This is a genomic window from Vibrio sp. CCB-PB317, assembly GCF_022808245.1.
Taxonomy (GTDB): domain Bacteria; phylum Pseudomonadota; class Gammaproteobacteria; order Enterobacterales; family Vibrionaceae; genus Vibrio; species Vibrio diabolicus.
On sequence record NZ_JALGNU010000001.1, the window covers coordinates 566,456 to 589,161 of the forward strand.

17 protein-coding genes are annotated in these 22,706 nt (G+C 46.6%); 10 read left to right on the plus strand and 7 right to left on the minus strand.

The annotated features are described in order from the left end of the window. Nucleotides 1–2: 2 nt before the first annotated feature. The 3 genes from MTR11_RS02725 to MTR11_RS02735 form a co-directional block, all read right to left on the minus strand. Nucleotides 3–614, minus strand: coding sequence for a TIGR04211 family SH3 domain-containing protein (locus MTR11_RS02725; RefSeq protein ID WP_031780509.1), 612 nt, complete (start codon nucleotides 612–614; stop codon nucleotides 3–5). Between the two features lie 178 nt (nucleotides 615–792). Beyond that, nucleotides 793–2,052 carry an inorganic phosphate transporter gene (locus tag MTR11_RS02730; RefSeq protein WP_005395948.1) on the minus strand — a complete coding sequence of 420 codons (1,260 nt, stop codon included), beginning with the start codon at nucleotides 2,050–2,052 and terminating at the stop codon, nucleotides 793–795. A gap of 131 nt (nucleotides 2,053–2,183) precedes the next feature. After that, complete coding sequence (locus MTR11_RS02735; RefSeq protein WP_031780508.1) at nucleotides 2,184–2,864, minus strand: TIGR00153 family protein; 681 nt, start codon at nucleotides 2,862–2,864, stop codon at nucleotides 2,184–2,186. Nucleotides 2,865–3,076: 212 nt separating this feature from the next. Between MTR11_RS02735 and MTR11_RS02740 the strand changes: the two genes are divergently transcribed. Next, complete coding sequence (locus tag MTR11_RS02740; RefSeq protein ID WP_005395946.1) at nucleotides 3,077–4,609, plus strand: inorganic triphosphatase; 1,533 nt, start codon at nucleotides 3,077–3,079, stop codon at nucleotides 4,607–4,609. A gap of 40 nt (nucleotides 4,610–4,649) precedes the next feature. On the opposite strand, the gene MTR11_RS02745 is transcribed toward MTR11_RS02740, so the two are convergent. Then, entirely contained in the window at nucleotides 4,650–5,423 is a 774-nt protein-coding gene (locus MTR11_RS02745; RefSeq protein WP_145533419.1) for a potassium channel family protein, read from the minus strand. Nucleotides 5,424–5,528: 105 nt separating this feature from the next. On the opposite strand from MTR11_RS02745, the gene MTR11_RS02750 reads away from it, so the two are divergent. The 3 genes from MTR11_RS02750 (at nucleotide 5,529) to hldE (ending at nucleotide 11,240) form a co-directional block, all read left to right on the plus strand. Further along, entirely contained in the window at nucleotides 5,529–6,785 is a 1,257-nt protein-coding gene (locus tag MTR11_RS02750) for a methyl-accepting chemotaxis protein (protein WP_243326983.1), read from the plus strand. Nucleotides 6,786–6,898: 113 nt separating this feature from the next. Beyond that, nucleotides 6,899–9,742 carry a bifunctional [glutamate--ammonia ligase]-adenylyl-L-tyrosine phosphorylase/[glutamate--ammonia-ligase] adenylyltransferase gene (gene glnE, locus MTR11_RS02755; RefSeq protein WP_104971252.1) on the plus strand — a complete coding sequence of 948 codons (2,844 nt, stop codon included), beginning with the start codon at nucleotides 6,899–6,901 and terminating at the stop codon, nucleotides 9,740–9,742. Nucleotides 9,743–9,809: 67 nt separating this feature from the next. Further along, nucleotides 9,810–11,240 carry a bifunctional D-glycero-beta-D-manno-heptose-7-phosphate kinase/D-glycero-beta-D-manno-heptose 1-phosphate adenylyltransferase HldE gene (gene hldE, locus MTR11_RS02760; protein ID WP_012842166.1) on the plus strand — a complete coding sequence of 477 codons (1,431 nt, stop codon included), beginning with the start codon at nucleotides 9,810–9,812 and terminating at the stop codon, nucleotides 11,238–11,240. Between the two features lie 178 nt (nucleotides 11,241–11,418). Here hldE and tolC read toward each other — a convergent pair whose 3' ends face one another. Then, complete coding sequence (tolC, locus tag MTR11_RS02765) at nucleotides 11,419–12,747, minus strand: outer membrane channel protein TolC (RefSeq protein WP_243326984.1); 1,329 nt, start codon at nucleotides 12,745–12,747, stop codon at nucleotides 11,419–11,421. Nucleotides 12,748–12,976: 229 nt separating this feature from the next. On the opposite strand from tolC, the gene nudF reads away from it, so the two are divergent. From nudF to parC, 6 genes are all read left to right on the plus strand, one after another. Beyond that, complete coding sequence (gene nudF, locus MTR11_RS02770; RefSeq protein WP_012842164.1) at nucleotides 12,977–13,627, plus strand: ADP-ribose diphosphatase; 651 nt, start codon at nucleotides 12,977–12,979, stop codon at nucleotides 13,625–13,627. Beyond that, on the plus strand, nucleotides 13,627–14,070 hold the full coding sequence (locus MTR11_RS02775; protein WP_005395930.1) for a DUF1249 family protein: 444 nt from the start codon (nucleotides 13,627–13,629) through the stop codon (nucleotides 14,068–14,070). The genes nudF and MTR11_RS02775 overlap by 1 nt, the downstream gene beginning before the upstream one ends. 61 nt (nucleotides 14,071–14,131) lie before the next feature. Next, entirely contained in the window at nucleotides 14,132–14,938 is an 807-nt protein-coding gene (cpdA, locus tag MTR11_RS02780; protein ID WP_243326985.1) for a 3',5'-cyclic-AMP phosphodiesterase, read from the plus strand. 47 nt (nucleotides 14,939–14,985) lie between these two features. Continuing rightward, nucleotides 14,986–15,570, plus strand: coding sequence for an esterase YqiA (gene yqiA, locus MTR11_RS02785; protein ID WP_012842162.1), 585 nt, complete (start codon nucleotides 14,986–14,988; stop codon nucleotides 15,568–15,570). Between the two features lie 249 nt (nucleotides 15,571–15,819). Continuing rightward, nucleotides 15,820–17,700, plus strand: coding sequence for a DNA topoisomerase IV subunit B (parE, locus tag MTR11_RS02790; RefSeq protein ID WP_005395924.1), 1,881 nt, complete (start codon nucleotides 15,820–15,822; stop codon nucleotides 17,698–17,700). 3 nt (nucleotides 17,701–17,703) lie between these two features. Further along, nucleotides 17,704–19,989: a DNA topoisomerase IV subunit A gene (gene parC / locus MTR11_RS02795; protein WP_243326986.1), complete on the plus strand. Its 2,286-nt coding sequence runs from the start codon at nucleotides 17,704–17,706 to the stop codon at nucleotides 19,987–19,989. Between the two features lie 38 nt (nucleotides 19,990–20,027). On the opposite strand, the gene degS is transcribed toward parC, so the two are convergent. Together degS and MTR11_RS02805 are read right to left on the minus strand one after the other, a co-directional pair. Continuing rightward, nucleotides 20,028–21,092 (minus strand): outer membrane-stress sensor serine endopeptidase DegS, encoded by a 1,065-nt coding sequence (gene degS, locus MTR11_RS02800; protein WP_005395921.1) that lies wholly within the window; start codon nucleotides 21,090–21,092, stop codon nucleotides 20,028–20,030. A 189-nt stretch (nucleotides 21,093–21,281) separates the two neighbouring features. Further along, the gene (locus MTR11_RS02805; RefSeq protein ID WP_005395920.1) at nucleotides 21,282–22,649 is read right to left on the minus strand and encodes a Do family serine endopeptidase; all 1,368 of its coding nucleotides are present in this window, start codon (nucleotides 22,647–22,649) and stop codon (nucleotides 21,282–21,284) included. Between the last annotated feature and the right edge of the window lie 57 nt (nucleotides 22,650–22,706).

The window sequence follows — 22,706 nt, forward strand, 5'->3', positions numbered from 1 at the left end:
ACTTATGCCCAACCCGCAGGTGAACGTTTTCTACGAGGCATGACATGCGGAAGAATCAAACCAAATAGCAAACCTAAACCTGCAACACCGCCGCCATAAGTGAAGTACTTAAGCAGCATGTCGTCTTTTTGTGTATCCAGTTTAGCGCGCAGCTCGCGGTTTTCTGTTTCAACAGAAGTAAGCTGGTCGCTGATCTCAGAGTATTTATTCTCAAGATCGGAAATTTGTTGGTTACGCGTTTCTAGAGAGGTAACAAGGCCGGCTTTCTCTGCATCAGAAGTTTTACGAGCGTTAGCAAGCTGCTCTTTCACTTCTGCTAGCTCTTTCTCAATGCGAGGAAGGCGAATCGCCATGCTTTCTTGGTTTGTCACAAACTTGCTTTGTACCCAACCAGTACGACCGCGGTCATCACGAACTTGCGTATAGCCAGTATCTCGGTTGGTTTTAATCAGTTGTACTTTAGAACCGGCGTTAACACTACCAATAATACGGTAGGTGTTATTTGGACCTGAGTGCATAAAAGTGAAGAGGTCATCAGAAATATAACGGTCTGCTGCTAGGGCCGCTGGCGCTGCTAGCAAAGTAAACAAAACCGTGATGATTAGTTTTTTCACAGTAAATCCCTTAACGATTTTTCTTGGAGACAGCGTTGGCACCGAATGATTGGAGCCGGAAATAGACGAATAGTATGCAGTTTCAAACTTCGGTGCAACAAAGAAGGGAGGCAAAGCCTCCCTTTCTGTGCGTTTGAGTCAATAATGACAAAGCGCTTACATTCTATTGACGAGTGTCTTAAGCGAACATCGCTTGAAGTCCGTAGAAGAATACAACGGCCAATAGCGCACCTGCTGGTAGTGTAACGATCCATGATGCCACGATGTTACGAACCACGCCTAGGTTTAGTGCCGCGATACCACGAGCAAAGCCAACACCGAGAACCGCACCAACCAATGTTTGAGTGGTTGAGATTGGCAGACCAGTACCAGAAGCTAGAACAACAGTACAAGCGGTTGCTAGCTGAGCTGCAAAACCACGGCTAGGAGTTAGCTCAGTGATACCTGTACCAACGGTTGCCATTACTTTGTGACCCAGTGTAGCAAGACCGACCACGATACCAATACCACCAAGAGGTAGAATCCACCAAGCGATGGTGCTTTTCGTGCTGATTTCGCCCATGTGTTCAACAGTCGATACTACAGCAGACAGTGGACCAATGGCGTTTGCAACGTCGTTTGAACCGTGTGCAAATGCCATTGCACAAGCGGTGATAACCATCAGAACGCTGAAGATACCTTCCACGCCAGAAAAGCTGCGGTCTTCTTCGCGATTAGCGAATTTTTTCTGGATGTATACGTAGCCGCCAACCATCACGAGTGCTGAAACTGCTGCTGCCCACATCCAAGCTTCGCCATTGGTGAGGTGAAGACCAACGTGTTTTAGACCTTTTTTGATAGTTACAAGTGCAATCACCATTGTTGTGATGAACATGTAAACAGGAACAAAACGTTTGGCGTTGAATAACGGGTTCTCAGTATCAAAAATCAGACGTTGTGCGCTGACAAAGATAACGTAAGCAAAGAAACCTGAAATAACAGGTGTAATAATCCAGCTACCAACAATGCCTTGAACGCTGCCCCAGTCAACCGCTTCAGTACCTACTGATACGCATGCAAAACCAATGATTGCACCGATGATTGAGTGAGTCGTAGATACTGGCCAGCCCATGTAAGAGGCAAGAAGTAACCATGTACCCGCAGCCAAAAGAGCAGACATCATACCGTAGACAAGAACGTCAGGTTGACTAGCAAATAAAGAAGTTTCGATTACACCTTTACGGATAGTGTCGGTTACTTCACCGCCTGCAAGGTAAGCACCTGCAAATTCGAAGATCATCGCAATGATGATAGCTTGTTTTACGGTTAGCGCTTTTGAACCTACTGATGTACCCATCGCATTAGCAACGTCGTTCGCGCCAATACCAATCGCCATCATGAAACCAAAAATCGCTGCAACAATAATCAGGACAGTGCCGTAGTTCGCAAGGATATCCATCGTAATACCTAGTTGTTTTATAACAAGCGGAACAAAATTTTACGCGCGCCAAACCATAAGACGATGAAAATAGTCATCGTCCCTATGACACGTGTTCATTATGCTCTTCGTTATGTCGTTAACTTTATGTTTTAAGATCGAGATAGCATGACTTCCAAACGAGCACCTACGCGCTGCGCTTGGTCGGCAATACCACCTACCCATTCAAGAATCTTGTACAAGAACATGACATCGATAGGGTTCATGTCAGACTCAATCGCCATCAACTGTTGACGAAGTTCAATCTGCATAGCATCGGTATCATCTTCGATGACATCTAATTGATGAATCATTTCAGCGACGAGCGTCACTTCACGACCTTTGAAGCCGGTTTCTAGCAATTCATCAAGTTCATTGATTACCTTTTGCGCCTGATCGGCCGCATCAAGACAACGTTGAACGTAAGCGAGGAAGTTTGGTTGGAGAGCCTCAGGAATGACAAGTTGACGACCATATACACGGCCAGCAATGTCTTTTGCCAGGTTTGCAAGTTTGTCCTGCTGAGTCAGAAGCTCAAGCATGTCAGTACGGTCTACTGGCATGAACAAACCGCGAGGCAGTTTTAGACGGATTTCACGTTTCAGCACGTCCGCTTCTTTCTCTAGGTGAGAAATTTGTGCACGGATTTCAGATGCTTTTTCCCAGTCACCCTTTGAAGATACTTCAAAGAATTTCACCAAGTGTGAACAACATTCGTTGACACACACAACGTGGCGTTGCAAAGGCTTAATTGGGGACTTTGCAAATAACCCCATAATTGTATTTACTGGCATGGTCATTCAACCTAATAACTATAACCTTAAAAAAACATACACCATTTCTGAGTGCTTGGCGAAATGTTGAACGATGGCTATAAAGGCGCGCATGGTAACGCATTAAATCGCTCATTAAAACTGTTTTAGATCATCATTCCGGCGATATTTCTCTCTTGCCGTGCGAGAAATTACGCAATATCCTGTTTCTATCTGCTTTGAAAGGTATAGCTATGGAAACCGAAATAGAACTGAAGTTTTTTGTTTCTCCTGAATTTTCAGAAACTTTAAAAGAAAAAATTTCTGAGACAAAAGTACTTCAGCATAGTTGTCGTGACTTGGGTAACACCTACTTTGATACCGCCGATAAATGGCTGAGAAAGCACGACATTGGTTTAAGAATTCGCCGTTTTGATGATGTATTCGTCCAAACCGTAAAGACAGCAGGACGCGTCGTCGCAGGCTTACATCAAAGACCAGAATACAATGCTGAGCACACTAGCGACGAGCCTAATCTGTCGCTTCATCCTGTAGACATTTGGCCGCCAGGTAAAGACGCAGCAACGCTGCAATCTGAGCTTATGCCGTTATTCTCGACCAACTTCACACGTGAACAGTGGCTGATTGGCATGCCAGATGGTAGCCAAATAGAAGTGGCGTTTGACCAAGGTATGGTCGTAGCCAAAGGTGAAGATGGGGAAGAGAAACAAGAACCGATTTGCGAAGTTGAACTGGAACTTAAATCGGGCCAAACCGATGCCCTATTTACACTAGCACGTAGCTTTTGCGAGCAAGGTGGCATGCGTTTGGGTAACTTGAGTAAGGCGGCGAAAGGCTATCGACTTGCAAGTGGCTATGCAGGTGATGAAGTAAAATCGTTGGCGCTTGTGGACAGTAGCCCGACGGATACCGTTGAATACTGCTTGATCAACTCTTTAGAACACGCCCTATCTCACTGGCATTATCACGAGCAAATTTATGCTGAGCGTGACAATGTGGAAGCGCTACGTGAAATCAGCAATGCCATTCGTTTTATTCGTCAAACATTGACCATTTTTGGTGGTGTTGTCCCTCGTCGTGCTAGCGCTATCCTGCGCCAAGAGCTCAAATGGTTGGAAGAAGAGCTGAGTTGGTTGGATGAGCACGCGCATCTTGAAGAACTTTTGGATGACAAAGGCAACGTGCTACGTAAGTTGGATGCGCGTAAGTTCTTAGTATCTGAGTTGACTCAGCAGCTACAAGAGCTGCCAAGCCGTGAAGAAGTGCTAGGGCTGCTCAATTCCGCGCGTTACACCGGGTTATTGCTGGATCTTAGTCGCTGGATCTTAGCGCGTGGCTGGCAGCCGTTTCTTGATGAAAAAGCGCGCGAAAAAATGGCAAGTAATATCATGCCGTTTTCAGTCACTCAGCTCGATCGCACTTGGGCAGAACTAATGGAAGCTTTCCCTGCAGAGCGCGACCTGACGGCGCAAGAGTACGTTGATCAGCGCTATCGTTTGCTGCGTAATCTCTATACCGGTATTGGTTTCGCGAGTCTATATAACTCGGATGAGCGTAACAGCTTCCGTTTGCCATGGGCGGATCTGGTGCATGGTATTGATGATCTGCTAATGCTGAACCACTTACTTCCGTTGGTTGATATGTTGGAAGACGCAGAAAAAGAGCAGTTAGAACGCTGGTTGCACCGTCAAGAGCGTTCAATTTTGCATGCAATGGATCAAACCCGAGCGATCAGTGTAGAAGTGCAGCCTTATTGGCGTGAATGATCGTTCTGGTGATAAGGACAAAAAATAGGACCGCATGGTCCTATTTTTTTGTCTCTGTTTTACGTTGTTGTAGCTCTTTTTCCATGAAATCGAGTCGTTCTAGTATTTGCGCTTGTTGGCTTAGGAGCTGCTCGAGCATACGTTCTTTATTGATTGAGCTGTGCGTCTGTTGTTTTGTCGGGGCAGTAAGGATAGAGGTGATAAGACCCGAAATCATACCAAAGATCCCCACACCACAAACAATGATGATGACGGCTAAAAACTTTCCTATTGAGGTCACCGGATAATGATCGCCGTAACCAACGGTTGAGATCGTTACGAATACCCACCACAAAGCATCGGCGCCAGTGCGAATATTCGCTTCTGGGTTTTTCGCTTCGATAAACAGCATTGCACTAGAACCGAGCGTAATGAGGATCACCATCAACAGTAATATTGAGGCGACCGTGGTTTCGCGGCGGTTTTCTTTGAGCTGATGCAAAATGAACTTCGATGAGCGCAGTACTAATACCACTCGAAGAATATGAAAGATACGAGCAAAGCGCAGTGGCTCTATTAATGGGATGCTCGCCACGAAATCTATCCAATGACGTTTAAGAAATAACCACCGATCTGTGGACCGGATCAAATCAATGGTGAGCTGTAATAGAAAAATACTACAGATTATGAAATCCAGACCGATAAGAACTTGACGGGTTTCGTGATCGATCGGGAAAAACAACAAGCCAGAGATCACAAATAGTGCCATAAAAGACAATATTAGTGACAACAGGCCCATCGGTCGTGTGCTGTCTTTGATATCATTGTTTTTCATACGAAGCTCGAAATAAATCGCGTAACCACGCTAAACGCGAACATAACTATAAGTAATATAAAGATTATAGATAAAGACTATATAAGACTCGGTGGAGAACTGACAATGGAAAAGCTGGCATTTAAGCCATGGGAAAGGGTCATATCCGACATTCGACTGGTTCCTAAAATGGTCATGTTGATGGTCTTCAGTACTGTCCTGATAGTGGCAAAACAACTGTGGGACGCGAACACCTTTTACGATTCACTTTTAGCGGCGACACAAAACGCGCAAGTTGCCCAACAGCATTACGAAGCATATTTAACGCAAGTTGCTTGGCAAACTGCCTTATTGATTGTGGTTTTTGTCGTGCTCTTATTAGCGGCGGCTAGAGTGATGCTGCGTCAAACACAGTATCTGAGCGACGCGATCAAACTGATGGCGAGCAAGAACCTCTCCGTGCCATTTGGTATGGATTGTAAAGATGAATACGGAGACGTGGCACGTGAATTAGAAAAGACACGTCGCCAATTGCACGATGTGATTCAAATGCAAATTAATGCTTCTGATGAGTTATCCACACTCACGGAAGTGATGACGCTGAGCATGTCGGAAACGAAGGAATCGGCGCAAGAAGAGTTTAACGAAATTGACCAACTTGCGACGGCGATGAGTGAAATGTCGTCGACGGTACAAACCGTCGCAGAACATGCTCAGACGGCGTCTTCTCTTACAGAGCAAACTTCCGCACAAGCGATTTCTGGTCAACAGTTCTTGCAAAGTACGATGGCGAAAATGAGTGAACTCTCGTCGGACATCGCTTCATCGGCGCAGGCGGTTAACCAGGTCGAAGAACGTGTTGAATCCATTGGTAGTGTTGTGGGTACGATTCAAGGTATCTCTGAACAAACTAACCTGCTTGCACTGAATGCGGCTATTGAAGCTGCGCGAGCTGGCGAGGCGGGTCGTGGTTTTGCGGTGGTTGCAGATGAAGTTCGTAACCTTGCACAGCGTACACAACAAGCGACGGTAGAAATTCAAGAGATGATTGCTCAGTTGCAAACCAGTGCAGAATCTGCTGTAGAACTCATGGAGAAAAGCGTAGTGGAAGCGGCCGATGGAAACGAGCTGGTTTCTAATGCTGGATCTGAGCTCGATGGTATTGTTGGGCAAGTGACGCAAATTAATGACATGAACTTCCAGATCGCGACGGCGTCTGGTCAGCAAAGTAGTGTTGCAGAAGAGATGAGTCAAAACCTCACCAATGTACGTGAGCTGGTAGAAGCCTCGGTTGTGGTTGTGACAGAGCTGCTAGAAACTTCTGAAATGATGCAAAATAATGCTGGCGAGTTAGACAAGAAGATCAAATCTTTCCAAGTTTAATATTCCATCCAGAACTTTTGATAAAACGCCCACAAACCTTTTGTGGGCGTTTTTATTTGCTTTAAGTCTGGTATAAAGAATGAGTTACCGTGCTTTTCAAACAAGGAAGAAAAATGCAGCTGCCTTCGCCACTGATTTCTATCGCTGAATCTGCCGTACAAAATGCTCAAGAGGCAGGTTATTTTCCTCTTTGGCCAGATGAGATTGCGCAGCAATTTCGCTATGTGGCGGGCTTAAGCCAGTTTATCACCGAAGCCATTCATCGCGATGAAGTCCTAGCGCGTGAGTTGCCAAGCATGTTAGCGCAACCAAGTCGTCAGGAATCTTACCGTTCACGTCTTGCTGAACTATTGGGACAATGCCCGGATGAGATGTCTGGTCATCGCGTGTTGCGTCAGTTTCGCAACCGAGAAATGGTGTACATTGCGTGGAAGGATTTCACGCATGCATGGTCGCTAGAAACGTCTTTAAGCCACTTATCCGAGTTGGCTGAAGCGATGATTTTTGAAACCTATCAATGGCAATATCAAGCGTGTTGTCAGGAGTGGGGAACGCCGACGAGTGAGGAAGGTGAAGTTCAGCCGATGTTGATTATCGGCATGGGGAAACTGGGTGGTGGCGAGCTAAACTTTTCTTCCGATATCGATCTGATTTTCACGTATCCAGAGAATGGCGAAACCCAAGGCGCTCGCCGCAGCATTGCCAATGCCCAGTTCTTTACTCGTCTTGGTCAACGCATCATCAAAGCGCTCGACCAACAAACCTTCGATGGCTTCTGCTACCGCGTAGATATGCGTTTGCGTCCGTTTGGTGAGAGTGGTCCATTAGTCATGAGCTATGCGGCACTAGAGGATTACTATCAAGAACAGGGACGTGACTGGGAGCGTTACGCGATGATCAAAGCTCGAGTGATGGGGTGCGAAATGTACCCGCAATACCAAGAGCTACGCCAAATGCTGCGTCCTTTTGTTTTTCGTCGCTATATTGATTTCAGTGCGATTCAGTCTTTGCGTCGGATGAAATCGATGATCAGTAGTGAGGTTCGCCGCCGAGGCTTGAACAACAACATTAAGTTAGGCGCAGGTGGCATCCGAGAAATTGAATTTATCGCCCAAGTTTTTCAATTAATTCGAGGGGGGCGCGAGCCTTCTCTTCGTAATCGAGGGTTGTTGGAAACGCTTCAAGGCATTGAAGAGCTGGCGTTACTCACTTCGCAAGAAGTCAGCAGTCTAGAAGTCGCATACAAGTATTTGCGTCAATTAGAAAACTTGTTGCAAGCGATGGCGGACAAGCAAACCCAGACGCTGCCTGATTGCGAAACCGAACGCTTAAAGCTCGCTACCGCGATGCAAATGACCTCTTGGGACCAACTGATTGAGCAAACTCAGCAGCACATGGCGAATGTCCATCAAGTATTTGAGTCGTTAATTGGTGATGATGAAGAAGACGAGGGTACTACGGTTGCTCGTCATTTTCATGAGTTATGGGATATGGCGAACAAACAAGATGTGCTTGAACATATCTTGCAGCAGGATATTCAGGTTGAAGACTTTGCTTCATGCGCGAAAACCATCATCAACTTTAAAACCGATCTGGCTAAAAAAACGTTAGGACCGCGTGGACGCGAAGTGTTAAACCGTTTGATGCCGAAGGTGTTTGATGCGGTGTTTGCCCACCCTGATGCACAGTTTGGTTTACCGCGAGTGCTGCATTTACTGCACAATATCTGCACTCGTACGACTTATCTGGAGTTATTGGATGAGCATCCAGCGGCTCTAGTACAGCTCGTGCGTTTGTGTACCGCAAGCCCAATGATTTCAGAGCAGCTATCTCGGTATCCGATCTTACTCGATGAGTTGATCGACCCTGCACAGTTGTACAATCCAATCCCATTAGACAGTTACCGTACAGAGCTGCGTGACTATCTGGCCCGTATTCCAGAAGATGATATGGAGCAGCAAATGGAAGCGTTGCGCCAGTTTAAGCAAATCTGCATTTTACGTATTGCGGCGGCGGATATTGCTGGTGCGTTGCCGGTGATGAAAGTGAGTGATCACTTAACCTATTTGGCGGAAGCTATCGTTGATGCGGTGGTCAGTCAGGCTTGGTTGCAAGTGTCCGAAAAATACGGCGAGCCAACGCATGTGAAAGATCGTGAAGGCAAGGGTTTTGCCGTCATTGGTTATGGCAAAGTCGGTGGCTGGGAACTCGGCTATAACTCCGACTTGGATATCGTCTTCATGCATGACTGCCCAGTCAATGTCTATACAGATGGAAAAAAGGAAATCGACGGTCGTCAGTTCTACCTTCGCCTAGCGCAGCGCATCATCCATATTTTCTCGACTCGCACCGCTTCCGGCATTTTGTACGAAGTCGATACCCGCTTGCGCCCATCTGGCGCGTCAGGTTTGTTGGTTAGCCCAACCGATGCGTTTGACGATTATCAGCATCAAGAAGCCTGGACATGGGAGCATCAAGCACTTGTGCGCGCGCGCTTGATTTACGGCGATGAACCCCTTGCCATTGCATTTCACAATACGCGACATGATGTGTTGTGCAAAGCGCGCGATCGGGCGGAACTGAAAAAAGCCGTTGTCGAAATGAGAGAGAAAATGCGCGGTCATCTTGGGGGGAAAAAGCCCGGCCGTTTTATGCTCAAGCAAGATGTGGGAGGGATTACCGATATCGAATTTCTCGCTCAGTACTTAGTGCTCAACTATAGTCACGATAAGCCGAAATTAACGCGTTGGTGTGATAATGTGCGCATCTTTGAAACGCTCATTGCACAAAATGTCATGGACGAAGACCAGGCAATGCAGTTGATACGTGCCTACACGACAATGCGAAACGAAATACACCGGAGAAATCTACTCAATTTAGATGCTGATGTGGTGGAAGATAAGTTTGTTGCCGAAAGGGAGTGGGTAAAACAGGCTTGGAATCAGTGGTTCAGTTAAGACCATATATTTAGCCTCGATAAGGGCTGTGATAAACTCACTTCGATTTAATTTTTGGAGACCAATAATGAAACCAATTCTACCTGATTACAACAGCGCTGGTGTGCTCATCATCGGTGATGTCATGCTAGATCGTTACTGGTATGGCCCAACCGGACGCATTTCTCCTGAAGCGCCGGTTCCTGTTGTAAAAGTAGAAAACAATGAAGAGCGTCCTGGTGGTGCTGCGAACGTTGCGATGAACATCGCATCACTAGGTGGCCATGCTCACATTGTTGGTCTAACAGGGGAAGATGAGCCTGCAAAAGTGCTGACGGAGACGCTGAGCTCACTCAATGTGAAATGCGATTTCGTTGCACTGCCGGATTACCCAACGATTACGAAGCTTCGCGTAATGAGCCGTGGACAACAGCTTATTCGTCTCGACTTCGAAGATAAGTTTGAAAACACGGATTCTGCACCTGTGCTATCGCGTATGGATGCCGCTCTGCCAAACGTTAAAGCCGTGATTATGTCTGACTACGCAAAAGGCTCGTTAGAGCATGTTCAGGCATACATCCAAAAAGCGCGCGCAGCAAACATTCCAGTTTTCATTGACCCTAAAGGTGCGGATTTTGAACGCTACCGCGGCGCGACACTCTTAACACCAAACATGAAAGAGTTTGAAGATGTCGTTGGCAAAGTAAAATCAGACCAAGAGCTGGTTGAAAAAGCACTTCAGCTTGTTGAAGAGTTTGATTTTGAAGCGCTACTGGTTACGCGTAGTGAAAACGGCATGACGTTGATCCGCCGTGGTCAGGAGCCATTCCACCTTCCGACTCAAGCGAAAGAAGTGTACGACGTGACAGGTGCTGGTGACACGGTGATTTCTGTACTTGCAGCTTCAGTTGCGGCGGGTAAATCCTTCGAAGAAGCGTGTGCACTAGCGAATGCGGCGGCAGGCGTTGTTGTTGGCAAGCTTGGTACCTCGACCTTGTCTGAAATTGAACTGGCAGAAGCGGTACATGGCAGCCAAGACACGGATTACGGTGTGATTTCAGAAAAAGCGCTGATTGAAGCAGTGAAAAAAGCACGTGCACGTGGCGAGAAAGTCGTTATGACAAACGGCTGCTTTGATATTCTTCACGCTGGGCATGTTTCTTACCTCAATCACGCTGCAGAACTTGGTGATCGCCTGATTGTTGCGGTGAATACCGATGAATCAGTGAAGCGTCTTAAAGGGCCTGGTCGTCCTGTGAACCCAACCGATCGCCGCATGGCGGTATTGGCAGGTTTGGGCGCTGTGGATTGGGTAGTACCATTTAGTGAAGATACGCCGCAACGTTTGATCTCGGAAGTTTTGCCAAGCTTGCTAGTAAAAGGTGGTGACTACAAACCAGAAGAGATTGCTGGTGGTAAAGAAGTCATTGCTGCAGGTGGCGAAGTTCGTGTATTGAACTTTGAGGATGGTTGCTCAACCAGTGAAATCATCAATGCAATCAAAGGCGGTAAGGGCTAAGCCTACGATTTGTTGGCATTGAAACGCTATTTGTTTGTAAAAGGTCGCCAAGTGCGGCCTTTTTGATACTTGATGTTCTGAGATACTCTTCGTCTCTTAACTGCAAGCAATAAAAAACGCCAGCTGATAAATCAACTGGCGTTTTTATTTATTGAGAACTGAAGCATTCAGTCAGCAATTATTTTGCTGCTTTCAAACCTGCATCAACGTCTAAGATGTCTTGTTCGCTTAGCGTACCAACGGCTTGGCGTAGCTGAAGAACACTTAAGATGTAGTCGTAACGAGCGTTCGATAGGTTTTTATTCGCATCGTATAGACGACGAGTTGCGTCGAGCACGTCAACGATAGTACGAGTACCCACATCAAAACCTGCTTCTGTTGCTTCTAGTGCAGAGCGCGCAGAAATAACGGCTTGCTCATAAGCACGTAGTGCGCCGATAGAGGCGTTAATGTTGTTGTTTTGTGCGCGAACATCTTTTACTACGCTACGGTATTGTGCTTCAAGATCTTCACTTGCAGCCACGTACGCGTATTCAGCCTGTTTGGTTTGAGAGGTGACGTTACCACCCGTGTATAGCGGCACCGCAAGGTTCACACCGATATTGAAGTTGTCTGTGGTGTTGTCACGAGAGCTATGAGACGTATCACCGTAGTTGTAACCACCGTCTAGAGACAGCGTTGGTAGATGACCAGAACTTGCTAGTGAAATATTGTCACGTGCGATATCTTGAAGAATACGTGAAGATAGCAAGGTCAGGTTTTTGGTTTTTGCTTCGTCAATTAGTGATTCAGCAGGCACGGCCGATGGGCTAGCAGTGAAGCGGCGAGTGTCCAAGATGTTGAGATCTTTGTGTTCTTGACCGGTGATTTCACGTAATGACTCGTAGCTGTTAGTCAGTGCGTTTTCTGCTAACACTTCATCCGCCAGTACTTGGTCGTACTGAGCTTGCGCGTCGTGTACGTCAGTGATCGCAGATAAACCTACTTCAAAACGCTGTTTTGTTTGTTCTAGTTGACGACCCACTGCGGCTTTTTCTGCACGGACGAAAACAAGGTTGTCTTGTGCGCGTAGAACTTCAAAATACGCTTGTGAAACACGAAGAATTAGTGCTTGTTGAGTCGCTGCGTAAGTTGCGTCTGCTTGGCGAGCACTTTTCTCAGCGGTATCTAGCGAGATCCAAGATGCGCGGTTGTAAAGTGCTTGTGAAAAGCTAACACCAGCGGTTAGAGCGTTGGCATCGTTTGATACGTCATTGACTAGATTTGAGTCGTATTCAGTATCACCACGAGTTAAGTTGTAACCTGCTGTTAGGTTAATTTGTGGTAATAGAGCACTACGGCTTGAGGTGATTGCTTCGAAAGCTTGGTCACGTTGTGCTGCTACACTGAGCAATTGTGGATCATTTTGTTTTGCTAAGTCGTAGATTTCAGCCAAAGAGTCTGCGAACGCAGACGTACTCATGCTACCTAGCGCTGCACTGATAAATAGTGGAAGCAATTTTTTCATTTTCTATTCCCGCGGTCAATAGATTGGTTAATTCTCAGTAGTTTAACTCAATTTGCACGATATTTACTCTAAAGTTTGCACTTTTTTACACGTAATTATCCAGTCGTGCAATAAATTTTCACCAAAGACTTAAATTAATTTGTAACTATTGTACAAAAAGTTGAGCCAAGTCCTTTGAGCAAGCGAATAACAATGAGTAAACTACAAGATTCACTCAGAGAGGTGTCGAATGCAACAGTGTGACAAACAACAAAAGGATTTTACTTCGCAAGATGTAAAAGTCATCTCGAAAGAAACCTTATTTGAAGGCTTTTTCAAAATGGTGAAATATCGCTTTCAGCATAAGCTATTTGCTGGAGGTTGGAGCGAGGTTGTCGAACGAGAAATGTTCGAGCGTGGTCATGCTGCAGCGATGCTTCCTTATGATCCAAATACGGATCAAGTGGTTATCATTGAACAGATTCGAGTAGGAGCCTTAGAGCATCAACACCCATGGCAGCTAGAGATTGTCGCGGGTATGATTGACCGTGATGAATCAGCCGAAGCCGTCATTCGCCGAGAAGCTGTCGAAGAGGCGGGGATACAAGTGGGGCGTGTTGCGCCAGTCACCTCTTATTATCCTTCTGCTGGCGGTTGCTCGGAAAAGTTGGACGTATTTGTTGGTGAAGTGGACGCATCTAAAGCGCACGGCATTCATGGTTTAGACTATGAGAATGAAGATATTCGCGTACATGTTTTGAGTCGTGAGCAAGCATATCAATGGGTGAAAGACGGAAAATTTGAAAATGGTGCGTCGATTATTGCGTTGCAATGGTTGCAATTAAACCATCAAGAGTTGAAGTCACAGTGGGGGCAACCCCAAATGGTGGAGAGTAAGTAATGGCACAAGTGGCTGAAAAACAGAGGTATCATGTTGATTTAGCGGGTCTAATGAGAACCTATGAGACCAACTACGCTAAATTGAACGCCTTATTGCCTGCTTCTGCTGAAGTTGGGGATGTACGCTGCTATCAAGCGGCGAACATGGTTTACCAACTGACCGTGAATGAAATCACAAAATACACCACAGTTGTTGAGATATGTCAGAGTGATGAAACGCCAGTGTTTCCTTTACCGACGATGTCTGTCAGGCTTTATCACGATGCGAGAGTAGCCGAAGTATGCTCAAGCGGAGAGTTCTCTCGCATAAAAGCTAAGTATGATTATCCCAACGACCAACTGATGCAGAAAGATGAAAAGCATCAACTAAACACATTCCTCGGTGAATGGCTGACGTTTTGTTTACGAAGTGGTATCAGTAGAACACCACTTGCCTTCAATTGATCGTCACGTCACTAAAGGAAAATAACAAATAACGATATAGTGGACGAATCAGGTTTTCATTTTGCAATCATCTAGTGACAGCATCAAACTTTTACAAATTACGGATACTCATCTGTTTGCTGCCGATGAGGGAAGTTTGCTGAGCGTAAAAACGGCCGATAGCTTTAACGCTGTTGTTGCTGATGTTTTACGCCGCAACGTGACGTTTGATTACATCTTGGCGACAGGGGATATTTCCCAAGACCATAGTGCAGAATCTTACCAGCGCTTTGCCGAAGGCATTGAACCGCTAGAGAAAGACTGCTTTTGGCTGCCTGGTAATCATGACTACAAGCCCAATATGGGCAGTGTATTACCTTCGCAACAAATCAAAGCGGCAGAGCATGTATTGCTTGGCGCGCATTGGCAGTTGGTTCTTTTAGACTCGCAAGTTGTTGGCGTTCCCCACGGACGCTTGAGTGACCAGCAGTTAGCGTTACTCGAAGAAAAGTTAGCAGAACACTCAGAAAGGCACACACTTGTGTTGCTGCATCACCATCCATTATTGGTGGGAAGCGCGTGGCTTGATCAACATACCTTAAAAGATGCCGAAGCGTTCTGGCAGGTTGTCGATCGTTTTGATAACGTGAAAGGCATTCTCTGTGGTCATGTTCATCAAGACATGAATGTGCTTCATAATGGCATTCGAGTGATGGCAACACCCTCGACGTGTGTTCAGTTTAAGCCTAACTCGGATGATTTTGCCCTCGATACGACTTCGCCTGGTTGGCGTGAACTGCAGCTGCACGCTTGTGGTGATATTACGACTCAAGTGGGCCGACTTCCTGATGGCCAGTTCCAACCAGACTTCTCTTCTAACGGATACTAACGCGCCCGAGCTCTATGTTCGGGCTCGCTTTTTTGTGCGAGATATCTATGAGTAAACCTTCACTTCTTCTGTATATCCATGGCTTTAACAGTTCTCCACTCTCAATGAAAGCCAATGTGATGAGAGCATACTGCGAGCAGCATCGTCCTGATATCAAAGTGATTGTTCCCCAATTACCTTGTTATCCTCAACAAGCGGCGAAATTGTTGTTGGATATCATCGAGCAATATAAAGACGACTATAACATTGGTCTGGTGGGCAGCTCATTAGGCGGCTTTATGTCAATGTGGCTAAATGACAAGTTTGGATTTAAAGCGGTTGTGGTCAACCCCGCGGTTAAGCCCTATGAGTTGTTAGTAGATTATTTGGGTGAGCAAACTAACCCTTATACGCACGAAACCTATACACTTGAAGCTTGTCATATTGACGAGTTAAAAGCTCTTGATGTACAAAGCATCGCGTCGCCACATTCTTTCTGGTTGTTACAGCAGACAGAAGATGAGGTTTTAGACTATCGACAAGCGGTAGATAAGTTTGCAGACGCTAAGCAAACAGTAGAACAAGGCGGTGATCACAGTTTTGTAGGCTTTGAGCGTTATCCTGCACAGATTATCGAATTTCTAGAACTGTAATTCGAAAGCGATTGGAAAAGGCTCATAGTTTTTATTGATATATCCAACCGTTTCTTGACATGGGCGGTATGCTTTCCGACTATGTTTTGCCAAAAGATCTTAAGGGTCGAGGACCCTGGCTACTTTGTTATGCATCATGTTTACAAGCACTTAGTGATGTGAACAGGGTGGCTTTTTCGTTTCCTGAGTATGGGTTCACCCATTGGTGATATTCAGGTAACAAGTAAACTTTGAGAATAATTCCGTATTATGACTGAACAATATAATGCTGGTGCCATTGAAGTACTGAATGGCTTAGAGCCAGTACGTCGCCGACCAGGGATGTATACGGATACAGCGCGCCCAAACCATTTGGGCCAAGAAGTTATCGACAATAGTGTCGATGAAGCGCTAGCCGGACATGCCTCAAAAGTACAAGTCATCCTACATGCCGACCAATCACTAGAAGTGATCGATGATGGTCGAGGCATGCCTGTTGATATCCACCCTGAAGAGAAAGTGTCAGGCGTAGAGTTAATCCTATGCAAGCTGCACGCAGGTGGTAAGTTCTCTAACAAAAACTACCAATTCTCTGGTGGTTTGCACGGGGTAGGTATTTCGGTAGTAAACGCGTTGTCAAAACGCGTTGAAGTAACCGTTCGTCGTGATGGCCAAGTGTATGAAATTGCATTTGAGCACGGTGATAAAGTCTCTGACCTGACCGTAACCGGCACATGTGGTCGTCGCAATCGCGGTACCAGCGTGCATTTCTGGCCTGATGCGAAGTACTTCGATTCGGCTAACTTCTCTGTTACGCGCCTAGTCAATAATCTGCGCGCAAAAGCGGTTTTGTGTCCGGGTTTAGAAATTACATTAACCGACAAAGTTAATGGTAAAGACTATAAGTGGTACTACGAAGACGGTCTTAAAGACTATCTTGCGGAAGGCGTAAAAGGCTACCCAGTTATTCCTGAAGAACCATTTACTGGTGAGTTCTTGGCGGATACCGAAGCGGCAAACTGGGCGGTAATTTGGCAGCCAGAAGGCGGTGAGATGATCACCGAAAGCTACGTTAACCTGATCCCAACCGCTCAAGGTGGTACGCACGTTAATGGTCTACGCCAAGGCTTGTTAGAAGCGATGCGCGAATTCTGTGAGTTCCGTAATCTATTACCTCGTGGCGTGAAGCTAACGGGTGATGACGTTTTCGACCGCTGTTCTTACGTGTTGTCGGTTAAAATTCAAGATCCGCAATTTGCAGGCCAGACCAAAGAACGTCTGTCCTCTCGTCAAACTGCGGCATTTGTCTCTGGCGTAGTAAAAGATGCGTTCAGTCTTTGGTTGAACGAAAAGCCTCAGCTAGCAGAGCAATTGGCAGAAGTCTGTATCGCTAATGCGCACCGTCGTATGCGTGCAGCGAAAAAAGTCGTACGTAAGAAAGTGGCGTCCGGCCCGGCACTGCCAGGTAAGTTGACCGACTGTTCAGCACAGGATTTAAGTCGCACTGAAATCTTCTTTGTGGAGGGTGACTCTGCGGGTGGCTCGGCAAAACAGGCACGTGACCGTGAGTTCCAAGCTGTGATGCCACTGCGTGGTAAGATCTTGAACACGTGGGAAGTCTCTGCTGACCAAGTATTAGCATCTCAAGAAGTACACGATATTTCAGTGGCTTTGGGGATTGATCCTGACAGCGATAACCTTGATGGTCTTCGTTACGGTAAGATCTGTATCCTTGCCGATGCGGACTCGGATGGTCTTCACATCGCAACGCTGCTTTGTGCACTGTTCACTCGTCACTTCCGTGCACTGGTTGAAGCGGGCCATATCTATGTGGCGATGCCGCCTCTGTATCGAATCGATTGCGGGAAAGAAGTGTTCTACGCCCTCGATGACGATGAAAAAGATGGCATTTTAGAGCGCTTGTCGAAGAAGAAAGCCAAAATCAACGTGCAACGATTCAAAGGTCTGGGTGAGATGAACCCACTTCAGTTGCGTGAAACCACCATGGATCCGAACACGCGTCGCTTAGTGCAGCTAACCATTGACGACTCTACGGCGACCATGGAAATGATGGACATGCTGCTGGGCAAAAAGCGTGCAGATGACCGTCGTTCTTGGCTACAAAACAACGGCGACTTGGCAGAGGTGTAACGGATGTCTACAGAAATTACCTACGATGGCGTCGAACAGTTGCCAATGCGCAAGTTCACTGAAGACGCTTATCTGAACTACTCGATGTACGTAATCATGGACCGCGCCTTGCCATACATTGGTGATGGCTTAAAGCCGGTTCAACGACGCATCATTTATGCGATGTCAGAGCTTGGTCTCTCTGCATCAGCAAAATACAAAAAATCTGCACGTACCGTTGGTGACGTGCTAGGTAAATACCATCCGCACGGTGATTCAGCGTGTTACGAAGCGATGGTATTGATGGCTCAGCCATTCTCTTACCGCTATCCATTAGTGGATGGTCAAGGTAACTGGGGTGCGCCAGATGACCCGAAATCATTCGCGGCAATGCGTTATACCGAAGCAAAACTGTCTAAGTTTGCTGAAGTGTTGCTGGGCGAACTTGGCCAGGGCACGGTTGAATGGCAACCTAACTTTGATGGCACAATGAAAGAGCCACAAATGTTGCCAGCACGTCTGCCTCATATCCTGCTTAACGGTGTAACCGGTATTGCGGTTGGTATGGCAACAGATATCCCACCGCATAACGTTCGTGAAATCGCAGATGCGGCTATTCATTTGATCGACAACCCGAAAGCAGAACTGCCGGACGTGATGCAATATGTTAAAGGTCCGGATTACCCAACAGAAGCAGAAATCATCTCGCCGCAAGCGGATATTGAGAAGATTTACCGCAACGGTCGCGGCAGCATCAAGATGCGCGCGGTATGGCACAAAGAAGGTTCTGATATCGTTATCACCTCTCTGCCACACCAAGTATCGGGTGCAAAACTGCTTGAGCAAATCGCCAACCAGATGCGTGCGAAGAAGCTACCAATGGTTGACGATCTTCGTGACGAGTCGGATCACGAGAACCCAACGCGTATCGTTGTGGTACCTAAGTCAAACCGCGTCGACTGTGATTTGTTGATGAACCACTTGTTCGCATCAACGGATCTTGAGCGCAGCTACCGCGTTAACTTGAACATGATTGGTTTGGATAATCGTCCTCAAGTTAAAGGTCTGGTGCAAATTCTGTCAGAGTGGATTGAGTTCCGTCGCACGACCGTACGTCGCCGTCTACAACACCGCCTAGACAAAGTCATGGCTCGCTTACACATTTTGGAAGGTTTGTTGGTTGCTTACCTAAACCTAGATGAAGTGATTGAGATCATCCGTACTGAAGATGATCCTAAAGCGGTATTGATGGCACGTTTTGGTATTACCGATATCCAAGCGGATGCGATTCTAGACACCAAACTTCGTCACCTAGCCAAACTAGAAGAGATGAAGATCCGTGGTGAGCAAGACGAGCTAGAGAAAGAGCGTGAGAAGCTAGAACTGCTACTCGGTTCTGAGCGTCGTCTAAACACACTACTGAAAAAAGAAATCAAAGCGGATGCTGAGAAATACGGTGATGACCGTCGATCTCCATTGGTTGAGCGTGCAGAAGCAAAAGCGCTTACTGAACGTGATCTTGTTCCAAGCGAACCAATCACGGTTGTGCTTTCTGAGAAAGGTTGGATTCGTCACGCGAAAGGCCATGACGTGGATGCAGAAGGGTTGAACTATAAGTCGGGTGATAAATACTTAGCGCATGCGCGAGGTAAGAGTAATCAGCCTGCAGTATTCCTAGGTAGTGACGGTCGAAGTTACTCTCTGGAATCGCACTCGCTGCCTTCTGCTCGTAGTCAAGGTGAGCCGATTACCGGTCGTTTGAATATTACGGCTGGTAGCAGTATTCGCCAAGTGATCATGAGTGAAGAAGATCAGCTGTGGCTGGTGGGCTCTGATGCAGGTTACGGCTTTGTATGTAAAGGCGCTGACTTGCTGTCTAAAAACCGCAGTGGTAAAGCGCTGGTCACTTTGCCGGCTAACTCTGAGGTCATGACGCCAAAAGCGATTGAAGATTTAGATTCTGATGAAATCTTAGCAATTACTAACCAAGGTCGCATGCTGCTGTTCCCAATCAAAGACCTGCCACAACTGGCGAAAGGTAAAGGGAATAAGATCATCAATATTCCTGCTGCTAAAGCAAAAGAGCGAGAAGAAGTACTATCTCACTTAATGTCTTTACCAAAAGGTGCATCGTTAACGTTGTACGCGGGTAAGCGAAAGTTGGGTCTTAAACCGTCTGACCTTGATAACTTCCGTGGCGAACGTGGTCGCCGAGGTGGGTTATTACCAAGAGGTTTGCAGCGAGTTACTCGTATAGAAGTTGAGCTGGATGATTCCGATACGACGGAAGCACCGAGCGATAGCGAGTAACGCACAAATAAAAAATCCCAGCCAATGGCTGGGATTTTTTATGCTTCTTGCTTGTCTTCGGCAATGGTGACTTTCAAGCTCATCTCTTTTCCTTTGCGAATGATGCCGACGTCTACGGTGGTGCCAGGACGTAAATCGGTGACGATATCCATGACGCTCTGACGCCCTTGCACTTTATTGCCATCAATACTGATAATGATGTCCTGCTTTTGGAAGCCTGCTGCATTGGCTGGACCATTTGGATCAATACCAAGCACGACAATACCACCTATGTGTTCATTTCCAAGTAGGCGAGCAGTGACCGCATTAATGTCTTGGCCGTCGATTCCAATATAACCACGAATCACGCGACCATCAGCGATGATTTTCTGCATGATCTTGCTGGCTAGTGGCGCAGGGATCGCAAAGGAAATACCGTAAGTTTCTAAATCAGTCGCTTGTTGGAAAGAGGCGGTATTGATGCCGACGAGCTCACCTTGTGTGTTCACTAGAGCACCGCCAGAGTTCCCCTCATTGATGGCGGCATCGGTTTGAATAAATGCTTGGCGACCGTCGCTAATAGATGAGCGTCCTGTTGCTGAAATAATGCCGAACGTTGTGGTTTGACCAAGGTTGTATGGGTTACCGATGGCTAGGACCACATCACCCACTTGTGGCTTGTAATTAGAGTTCAGAGGAATAACAGGTAAGTTCGAACCTTCGACACGAAGTACGGCAATATCTGTGCGTTTATCCGTGCCAACTAGCTGAGCTGCCGCGGCTCTACCGTCTTGTAGTGCGACAACAATTTGGTCTGCTTGAGCAACCACGTGGTAGTTGGTAATGATGTAGCCTTTCTCACTGACAATAACACCTGAACCCAGACCTTGAGTCGAGAGTTTACTACGATCATTTTCAACATATTTACGGCTGTAGATGTTTACTACGGCAGGTGCTGCTCTTCGCACCGCCTGATTAAATGTCAACTCAACGGACGCGATATTAACTGGTTGCGGATCTAGCGCGGCAGGAATTACGTTGTTGCGCAAAGATGGCACCGCCAGTAATACCACTGCGGCAGTAGCCAAGCCTAAAAAGACAGAACGTAATAAAAAGCTGAGCATATCCTCTCCATGCATGAGCGCCAAAATGGCATAGAAGATGAAGAATAGCATTACATTGAAAAATAACAAAAGGGCAGCACGGAATCGTGCTGCCCTTTTCATTAGCTATTGAGCGATAAGGAAAAGTATTTGAGGCTTATTATCGGTGCTATGCATCGAAAACCTTATTTCCTATCACTTTGAAAGTGACTAACGAATAACAAGATAAATAGTACGTTCGCCACGCTGAATATTCAGAGCCAATACGCCTTTGTGTTTATCCACTATTGCACGAAGCTCAGCAAGGTTTTTCACGCGCTGGCGGTTCACACCGATAATGATGTCACCTTGCTGTAATTGATATTGAGCAGCCGGAGAGTTATCTGCAACGCTCGATACTTTAACGCCTTGAATTGCATCACTTGGTGTCGTATTGCTTAATTCCGCACCCTTGAGCCCTTCGTGTAATGTTTCGGCTTTGGCTTTCATATTTGTAGATTCGCCAAGCGTTACATCAAAGGTTTTATTCTTACCATCTCGAACCACACCTAATGTGATTTCTTTTCCTGCGCCCAGCGTTGCTACTTTTGCGCGGAGCTCTGAGAAAGTATTAATCGCTTTGCCGTTTACCGATACAATTACATCACCGGCTTTCAATCCAGCTTTATCGGCTGCGCTGTCTGGTACGACTTGGCCAATAAAGGCTCCTTTACTCGACTCGTAACCCAAGGCATCAGCCAGCTCAGAGGTTACTTCACCGCCCTGTACACCCAACATGCCGCGTTTGACTTCACCAAACTCTAGAATTTGCTCGGTGAGGTTTTTCATCATGTTGGACGGAATCGCAAAGCCAATCCCCACGTTACCGCCGTTAGGGCCTAAAATCGCAGTATTAATACCGATCAGCTCACCATTAAGGTTGACCAATGCACCACCAGAGTTACCGCTGTTAATTGCGGCATCGGTTTGGATGAAGTTTTCGAAGTTTTCAACGTTTAAGCCACTACGGCCTAACGCTGAGACGATGCCCGACGTCACGGTTTGACCGAGTCCGAATGGGTTACCAATCGCAACCGTAAAGTCACCTACGCGAAGTTTGTCGGAATCTGCGACTTTAATTTGCGTTAAGTTTTTCGCTTTTTCTAATTTAAGCAACGCAACATCGGCCATCTCATCGCCGCCAACGAGCGTAGCGTCATACTCGCGACCATCATAGAGGCGAACTCGAATCTCATCCGCGCCCTTGATTACGTGGTAGTTAGTGACGATATGCCCTTTTTTCGCATCAATAATGACACCAGAACCTAAACCTCTGAACGGGCGCTCGCGCCTTTGCTCCATCGGAAAGTCCGGTCCAAAGAAGAATTGAAATTGTTCGGGAATACGGCTGGTTTGTACTTGTTTGCCTTCTACAGCAATACTCACAACAGCAGGGGTTACTTTCTCAAGCATGGGCGCCAAGCTAGGTAACTGTTGGCCATCCACATTTAAAGGTAATGCGGCGGTGGCTTGAACTGGCGCAATAATAGAGCCCAAACTCAGAGATAGAACGGTGAGCGCAAGCAGTGGTTTTTTCATCCAATAACTCCTCTTGAAACATGTCTGCCAAAAAGAAATATCCGAACGGTTAGTTCA